Annotated in this window: 5 protein-coding genes; 2 read left to right on the top strand and 3 right to left on the bottom strand. The window is 65.8% G+C overall.

The genetic code is table 11. The annotated features are described in order from the left end of the window. Window positions 1–732 precede the first annotated feature (732 nt). Complete coding sequence (locus BRAS3809_RS32265) at window positions 733–1,980, top strand: efflux RND transporter periplasmic adaptor subunit (RefSeq protein ID WP_008966209.1); 1,248 nt, start codon at window positions 733–735, stop codon at window positions 1,978–1,980. Between the two features lie 41 nt (window positions 1,981–2,021). Beyond that, on the top strand, window positions 2,022–5,144 hold the full coding sequence (locus BRAS3809_RS32270; protein ID WP_008966210.1) for an efflux RND transporter permease subunit: 3,123 nt from the start codon (window positions 2,022–2,024) through the stop codon (window positions 5,142–5,144). Here the strand turns inward: BRAS3809_RS32270 and BRAS3809_RS32275 are convergent. The 3 genes from BRAS3809_RS32275 to BRAS3809_RS32285 form a co-directional block, all read right to left on the bottom strand. Further along, on the bottom strand, window positions 5,141–5,842 hold the full coding sequence (locus BRAS3809_RS32275) for a branched-chain amino acid ABC transporter ATP-binding protein (protein WP_008966211.1): 702 nt from the start codon (window positions 5,840–5,842) through the stop codon (window positions 5,141–5,143). The genes BRAS3809_RS32270 and BRAS3809_RS32275 overlap by 4 nt on opposite strands. Beyond that, window positions 5,839–7,656, bottom strand: a complete 1,818-nt coding sequence (locus BRAS3809_RS32280) for a branched-chain amino acid ABC transporter ATP-binding protein/permease (RefSeq protein WP_008966212.1) — start codon at window positions 7,654–7,656, stop codon at window positions 5,839–5,841. The genes BRAS3809_RS32275 and BRAS3809_RS32280 overlap by 4 nt, the downstream gene beginning before the upstream one ends. Then, a partial coding sequence (locus BRAS3809_RS32285; RefSeq protein ID WP_035659970.1) for a branched-chain amino acid ABC transporter permease occupies window positions 7,649–8,161 on the bottom strand: 513 nt, incomplete at its 5' end. The genes BRAS3809_RS32285 and BRAS3809_RS32280, both read right to left, overlap by 8 nt.

Here is an 8,161-nt window from a genome sequence, read left to right on the forward strand (position 1 = left end):
GGCTGTGGTCATGCCGCAACGTAGCCTGGCTGCGTGGACGAACGGCGTGGCGCGGACGTGAAAGCGTGTGGTCCTGGCGCCCCGATGCTGGCGTCAAACCCGCGGGTGGTGATCCCGCTGGCGACGGTGGCTAACGAGCCGGACACCGGGGAGAGCACGCCATAAGCGTGAAAACCGTCGCGCAGGGAAGGCCGGGTGATCTCGGCTGCACCTGTGGTACCTGCCGCCTGCATTCTTTTTCGCAGGCGGGCCGCAGGCGTCAGTCGGCGCCTGGCCTTCCCTGCGCCCTTCTCATCGGAGGGGGACACCGGTCAGCACAACTCGGGCGCCTCGGCGCCGCGGGACGGTGCTCCCGTTGCCGTGTGCGGCTGCCCGTCTCGCTGGGAGATTTGTCAACCGCCGGACGCCCGGGATGGAGGCCATCTCCGCACGGAAGTCCGGACCGAAACTGATCCGCGGAGTAGGGACATACCCGCGAAGGTTGGCTTGTGGGACCACGACATCGTCCCGGCGATCCTTACACCAACCTGACATCGTGGTGCATCGCGAAGGAAGTTGCGTTTGCCCGGAACGAACTGAATGCAACCTGAACGGCTGTCGTTGAACTTTCAAATTTTTAAAGCAAGACAGAGGGCAGTTGGGCGATTTTTAGGTTGTTTAAAGCTCCAGTTCCGCACTATTAGCGCAACGACGAGCCGCCACTGCAGGAATCGTCGACGGATCGAACGAGCCATGGCGTCTGACACGAACCCTCACCCGCGGACGATCACCAGCAAGCGGCTGATGATCGGCTTGGCCGTCCTGGCAATCGCCGGAGCGGGCGCCTATGGCTACACCCAGTCGGGCTCTGCGCCGGCCAAGGACAACATCGAGTTCTCCAGCCAGTCGAAGAGCAACGGCACCACCTTCACGCCGTCGGCCGCCGAATGGGCGACCCTGACGATCGAGCCGGTCTGCGAAAAAATATTCCGCGCCGAGCACATTACCGAGGGCAAGGTCGCCGTCGACGAGGACCGCTCGACGCCGGTGTTCTCGCCCTATGCCGGCCGGGTGACCAAGCTCCTGGCCCGTCCGGGCGAAACCGTCCGCCAAGGCCAGCCGCTGTTCGTGATCGAGGCCGCCGATACCGTGCAGGCCCAGAACGATTTCATCGCGGCCATCACCTCCATGAACAAGGCGAAGTCCGCACTCGACCTCGCCGACATCCAGTACAAGCGGGCCAAGGACCTGTTCGAAGGCCGGGCGATCCCGCTCAAGGATTTCCAGCAGGCCGAGGCGACGTCCGTCCAGGCCCAGAACGACATGCGGTCGTCACAAACCGCGCTGGAGGCCGCGCGCAACAAGCTGCGCATTCTCGGCTTCACCGACGCCGCGATCAGCGATTTCCAGAACAAGGGCGTGATCGACCGCGAGATCACGATCTATGCGCCGATCGGCGGCACCGTCGTGCAGCGTAAGGTCGGCCCGGGGCAGTACGTGAACTCCGGAGCCAGCGACCCGGTATTCGTGATCGGCGACCTCTCCACCGTGTGGCTGACGGCCTTCGTCCGCGAGAGCGACGCCGCGCTGGTGAACATCGGGGAGGAGATCCTGGTCAACGTGCTCGCCCTGCCGGGCCGACCGTTGAAGGCCAGCATCAACTACGTCGCCGCCTCGATCGATCCCGCCACCCGGAGGCTCCTGGTCCGCGCCACGATCGACAACAAGGACGGCCTGCTGAAGCCCGAGATGTTCGCCAATGTCACGATCTATTCGCCGGGCGAGCAGCCCGCCGTGGCCGTGCCGCGGCAGGCGTTGATCTACGAAGGTAGCCAGGTCCGCGTCTGGGTCGCGCGTCCCGACAAGTCGATCGAGCTGCGCAAGATCAAGACTGGTCTCATCAATGGCGATCAGGTCGCGGTCGAAAGCAACCTCAGCGCCGGCGAGCAGGTCGTGACCAAGGGCAGCCTGTTCATCGATCGGGCTGCCTCCGGCAGCTGAACGTGGTCCTCCTGCCTGCCGTGCCGAAAGCTCCGACCTGAATGGATCGTCTCGTCGCCATCGCCGTCCAGCGGCGCTTCCTCATGGTCGGAATGTTCGTCGCCGTCCTCATCGGCGGCCTGATCGCGTTCCGCCAGCTCAACATCGAGGCCTACCCGGATCCGACCCCGCCGATGGTCGACATCGTGACGCAGAGCCCGGGGCTCTCGGCCGAGGAGATCGAGCGCTACATCACGATCCCGATCGAGACCCAGGTCGCCGGCATCAAGAACCTGCGCACCATCAGGACGATCTCGCTGTACGGCCTGTCCGACGTCAAGCTGCAGTTCTCGTTCGACTATACGTATGATGAAGCCCTGCAGCAGGTGCTGAACCGGCTGTCGCAGCTGTCGCCGTTGCCCGGCAACGTCACCCCTCAGATCTCGCCGCTCAGCGCCGTCGGCGAGATCTATCGCTACCGGCTGCGCGGTCCGCCCGGCTATAGCGTGCTCGACCTCAAAACCTTGCAGGACTGGGTGCTGCAGCGGCGCTTCCGCTCCGTGCCCGGCGTGATCGACGTCACCGGCTGGGGCGGCAAGACCAAGACCTACGAGATCCAGGTCGACTTCAACAAGCTGGTCGCCAACGGCCTGACCTTGCCGCAGCTGTTGCAGGCGGTCGGCAACTCCAACATCAATGTCGGCGGCAACACGGTCGAGATCGGCACGCAGTCGGCTGTCGTGCGCGGCGTCGGCCTGATCCGCTCGATGGATGACCTCGCCAACACCATGGTGTCGCAGAGCGGCGGCAATCCGGTGCTGGTGAAGGACGTCGCCAACGTCACGGTGGCGGAGAAGCCGCGGCTCGGCATCGCCGGGCTCAACAACAATGACGACATCGTCCAGGGCATCGTGCTGATGCGCCGCGGCGAGCAGAGCTCGCCGACCATCGCGCGCGTCGAGCAGCTGGTCGACCAGATCAACAATTCGACGATTCTGCCGCCGGGCGTGCGCATCGAGCGCATCTACGACCGCAAGGACCTGATCGAGACCACGACGCACACCGTGCTGCACAACATGGTGGTCGGCATCGGCCTGATCGTGCTGTTGCAATGGATCTTTCTCGGCGATCTCCGCAGCGCGCTGATCGTCGGCGCCACCATTCCGTTCGCGCTGTTCTTCGCCGTGATCATCCTGGTGCTGCGGGGCGAATCCGCCAACCTGCTGTCGGTCGGCGCGATCGATTTCGGCCTGATCGTCGACGCCACCGTCATCATGGTGGAGGCGATCTTCCGACGCCTGACGCAGACCACGCCGTTGTCGGAAGCCGAGTCGAGCCACATCTCGCCCGACACGATGATGGGGATGAAGAGCCACGCCATTCTGTCGGCTGCCGCCGACGTGTCGCGCTCGATCTTCTTCGCTGCCGCCATCATCATCGCGGCCTTCCTGCCGCTGTTCACCCTGAGCGGCGTCGAAGGCAACATCTTCGGGCCGATGGCGCGCACCTACGCCTACGCGCTGGCCGGCGGCCTGCTCGCGACCTTCACCGTGACGCCGGCGTTGAGCGCCATCATCCTGCCGGCGCATGTCGAGGAGACCGAGACGCGGCTGATGCGGATCTTGCACGCGATCTACGCGCCGGTGCTGCGCTGGGCGGTCGGCAACCGCAAGCTGGTGATGACCGGCGCGATCGCTCTCGTGCTGCTGACCGTCGTGGTCGGCCGGCTGCTCGGCCTCGAATTCCTGCCGAAGCTGGAAGAAGGCAACCTCTGGATCCGCGCCACACTGCCGCCGACGATCTCGCTGCAGGAGGGCAACGCCTACGTCAACGAGATGCGCAAGATGATCCGCGCGCGTCCCGAGGTCGAGGCGGTGGTCTCGCAGCATGGCCGTCCCGACGACGGCACGGACGCGGCCGGCTTCTTCAATGCCGAGTTCTTCGCGCCGCTGAAACCCGTCAAGGACTGGCCGGGCACCAAGGACAAGGACCAGCTCACGGCCGAACTGCTGAAGCAGCTCGACGACCGCTTCCCGGGCGTGGAGTTCAACTTCTCGCAATATCTGCAGGACAACGTCTCGGAAGCCGTTTCCGGCGTGAAGGGCGAGAACTCGATCAAGCTCTATGGCAACGACCTGCAGGCGCTGACCGACACGGCGAACAAGATCAAGCAGGTGCTGTCGACCGTCCAGGGCGTGACCGACCTTGCGGTGTTCACCTCGCTCGGCCAGCCGACGGTGCAGATCGACATCGACCGCGCCAAGGCCGCGCGCTACGGGCTGGCGCCCGGCGACATCAACGCGACCATCAAGGTCGCGATCGGCGGCGATACCGCGGGCGACCTTTATGAACCGGGCTCCGACCGGCATTTCCCGATCATCGTCCGCCTCGCGCCGGAATATCGCAAGAGCGCCGAGGCGATCGAGAATCTGCGCATCGGTGCGCAGGGGCCGAACGGCATCACCCAGATTCCGCTCAGCGAGGTCGCGACCATCAAGCTGGTGTCGGGCGCGGCCTATATCTATCGCGAGCAGCAGGAGCGCTATCTCCCGATCAAGTTCTCGGTGCGCGAGCGCGACCTCGGCAGCGCCATCCAGGAGGCGCAGCAGAAGGTCGCCGAGCAGGTGCAGTTGCCGCCCGGCTCGCATCTGGAATGGGTCGGCGAGTTCGGCAATCTGCAGGACGCGATCAAGCGGCTGTCGATCGTGGTGCCGATCAGCCTCGCGTTGATCGGCGTGCTCTTGTGGTTCAATTTCGGTTCGATGGCCGACACCCTGCTCGCCATGAGCGTGATCCCGATGGCGATCTTCGGCGGCGTCGTCGGCCTGGTGCTGTCAGGCATTCCGTTCAGCGTGTCGGCGGCGATCGGCTTCATCGCTCTGTTCGGCATCGCCGTGATGGACGGCATCATCATCCTGTCGCAGTTCAACCAGCTGATCGACGAGGGCGTCGAGCGCATCGAGGCGGTCATCCGCACCGGTGAATTGCAGCTGCGCCCGGTGCTGATGACCTGCGTCGTCGCCGGCATCGGCCTGATGCCGGCCGCGGTGTCGACCGGCATCGGCTCGCAGGTGCAGAAGCCGCTCGCGATCGTCGTGGTGACTGGCATGATGCTGGCGCCCGTCGTCATCCTGATCACGCTGCCGGTCCTGATCTCGCTGTTCTCCCGCCGAAGGGCCCGCTAGATCCGCATGTGCTCGTCGATCCGCGCGGCTGCATCTCTATCGACCGTCGCGGCATCGACGATCTCGCCGCGCTTGAACACGAGGTAGCGGTCGCTGATGCCGAGCGCGAACGGCAGATGCTGCTCGACCACGATCATCGAGGTGCCGATCTCGCGGCGGACGCGCACCAGCACCTCCGAAAGACGATCGACGACGGAGGGCTGCAGACCTTCGGTGACCTCGTCGAGCAGCAGCACGTCGGGCTTGGCCATCAGCGCCCGCGCCACGATCAGCATCTTCTGCTCGCCGCCCGACAGTGTTCCCGCGCGCTGGCCGAGCCGTTTCGTCAGCACCGGAAACCAGCCGCCGACCTGCTCGAACAGCGCATCGATGTCCTTGTCCGACAACAGCCCAAGCCGGAGATTGTCGCGCACCGACAGGTCCTGGAACAGCGCATGTTCCTGCGGCACATAGACCAGCCCCATCTTCCGCTTCAGATGCGGCGCCACCCGCGTCACATCCTTGCCCGCGAGCCTGATGCTGCCGCGCCACGCCGGCAGGAAACCGAGGATGGCCTTGAGCAGCGAGGTCTTCCCCATGCCGTTCTTGCCGACGATGGCCAGCGTCTCCGCCTTCGCCAGCGCAAAGCCGACATTGCTGATCACCTCCGACGAGCCGTAGCCGCTCGCGAGTTCTTTGACCTCCAGCGCCGTGCTCATGCCGGCACCTCCGCATGCGACACGTGCTGGCCAGTATAGATTTCGCGCACCAGCTCGCTGTTGACGACCTCGTCGACCGAGCCGTCGAGCGCGAGCCGGCCCTGGTGCAGCACGATGATGCGCGAGGAGATCTCGCGGACGAAATCGAGATCGTGCTCGACCAGGAGAATGCAGAGCCGGTCGCGGCGGGCGAGCGCCGTCAGGATGTCGGCGAAGCCCTGCCGCTCGGCGCGTGTCAGGCCGGCGGTGGGCTCGTCGAGCAGCAGCACGTCGGGCTCCAGCGACAGCACCATCGCAAGCTCGAGCGCCTGCTTCAGGCCGTGGCTGAGATTGCGCGCCTCCTCATCCAGCCGCTCGCTCAGCCCGGATCGTTCGACGACCGACATGGCTGCGGGCGGCAGCGCCAGGGTTGCGGAGCGGGCGGTGAGGGCGGGCGGATCGGCGTGTGTCCGCGCGACGCGCAAACATTCCGCGACCGTCAGTGTCTCGAATACCGAGGCCGTCTGGAACTTGCGTCCCAGGCCGAAACGTACGACGCGGTCGGGTGGCAGCCGTGCAATGTCGTGGCCGGCGATCGCGACGTCGCCGGTCGAGCGCTCGCGTCCGTCCGAGAGGCAGCGGATCAAGGTAGTCTTGCCGGCGCCGTTGGGACCCACCAGGCTGAGCAACTCGCCCCGATACGCCGTGAACGCCACGCCGTCCAGCACCGCGAGACTGCCGTAATGCTTGCCGAGCGCGCGCACCTCGATGGCGACGGCATCGGGATTGCTGACCGTCTTGGCTGCGTCGGCAGGCCGAAGCATCGTCCTAGCCCTTGGCCCCGCGCCACCGCGCTTGAGGAGCCGCATGACCGCGCCGAGCAGGCCATCGGGGAAAATGAGGATCACTGCGATCAGCGCCAGCCCGACGATCAGCTCCCACACATAGGGCAGGCTGTTGGCCAGATAGGCGCTCGCCACCTCGATGCACAGCGCGCCGATCACCGGACCGATGATCGTGCCGCGGCCGCCGAGCGCGACCATGATGACGAGGTTGGTGCCGAAGGTGAAGCTGGCGTTTTCGGGGGCTGCGACTGCGCCGAAGCCGGCATAGAAGAAGCCGGCCAAGGCGGAGATGATCGCGCAGAGCACCAGGACGATGATGCGAAGGCGCGAGGTGTCGATGCCGAGATAGGTGCAGCGCGCATCGTTGTCGCGCAGCGCCGCCAGCAGCCGCCCGGTGTCGCTGCGCATCAGCACGAGCGCCAGCACGGCGGTGGCGAGCAGCCCGAGTCCGGCGAGACGCAGCCAGGTCTCGATCTCCAGGTCGAAGCTCTCGAAGCCGACCAAGCCGCTGGAGGAGCCGGTGAACGTTCCGCCGGAGTAGAGGATCTGCACCAGCACGATCGGCACCACCAGCGAGATCACCGAGGCGTAGAGCGGCGTCGAGCCGGGGTAGAACGACAGCCAGCCGGTGAAGGCGGCAACGGCCGCAGCGGCGGCCACCGCGGCGCCGATCGCCGCGAAGATCTGCCACGTGCCGAAGCCATATTCGGTGAACATGATCGCGAGCGCATAGGCGCCGATACCGAAGAAGGCGGACTGGCCGAAGGTCAGCGTGCCGCAATAGCCCCACATGATGTCGACCGTGATCGCCGCGATCGCGACGAAGCAGGCGCGCACCAGGATGTTCACGAGATAGGTGTCGAGCAGCAGCGGCGCGACGACGATCACGGCGGCGGCGAGCGCCACCAGCAACGCCGGAACGATCAGGCGCGGTATCGCGCGGCTCGTTGCCGATGTCGCGGGAGAGGCGAGGGGACGCGCATCAGGCACGGGCAAAACCCTCCGGCCGGATCCGCAGCACGATGGCCGCGCAGATCGCGATCGTGAGACCGCCGAGGATTGGATTGACGAAAGTGGAGACGAGAACCTGCAAGGTGCCAAGCGCAGCGCAGGAGCCGGCAAGCGCCAGCAGCGAGCCGCCGGAGACCATCACCAGCATGAAGGCGCCGATCAGCCAGGGGACGCCCATGTTCGGATCGACACTCGATAACGGCGTGATCAGCGCGCCGGAGAGTGCGGCGAGACCGCTCCCGAGCGCGAAGGTGATCAGCCGGACGCGCGAGGAATCGACGCCGAGGCCCTGCGCCAGCATCTCGTTCATGATCACGGCCTTGGTCGACAGGCCAAGCCGCGTGCCGTTGAGAAGAGCGGTGAACAGCAAGCCGACGATGATGGCCGCGGCGATCATCACCAGCCGGTAGGCGGAGTAGTCAGCACCGAACAGATGGACCGTGCCCGAGATCGGCGCCTGCACGAACTGGACCTCGCGGCCGAA

Source organism: Bradyrhizobium sp. STM 3809, assembly GCF_000239795.1.
Classification (GTDB): domain Bacteria; phylum Pseudomonadota; class Alphaproteobacteria; order Rhizobiales; family Xanthobacteraceae; genus Bradyrhizobium.

Excerpts from the sequence above, each read along its gene's own strand:
- BRAS3809_RS32265 (WP_008966209.1), top strand. The coding sequence starts at position 733 with ATGGCGTCTGACACGAACCCTCACCCGCGGACGATCACCAGCAAGCGG.
- BRAS3809_RS32270 (WP_008966210.1), top strand. The coding sequence starts at position 2,022 with ATGGATCGTCTCGTCGCCATCGCCGTCCAGCGGCGCTTCCTCATGGTC.
- BRAS3809_RS32275 (WP_008966211.1), bottom strand. The coding sequence starts at position 5,842 with ATGAGCACGGCGCTGGAGGTCAAAGAACTCGCGAGCGGCTACGGCTCG.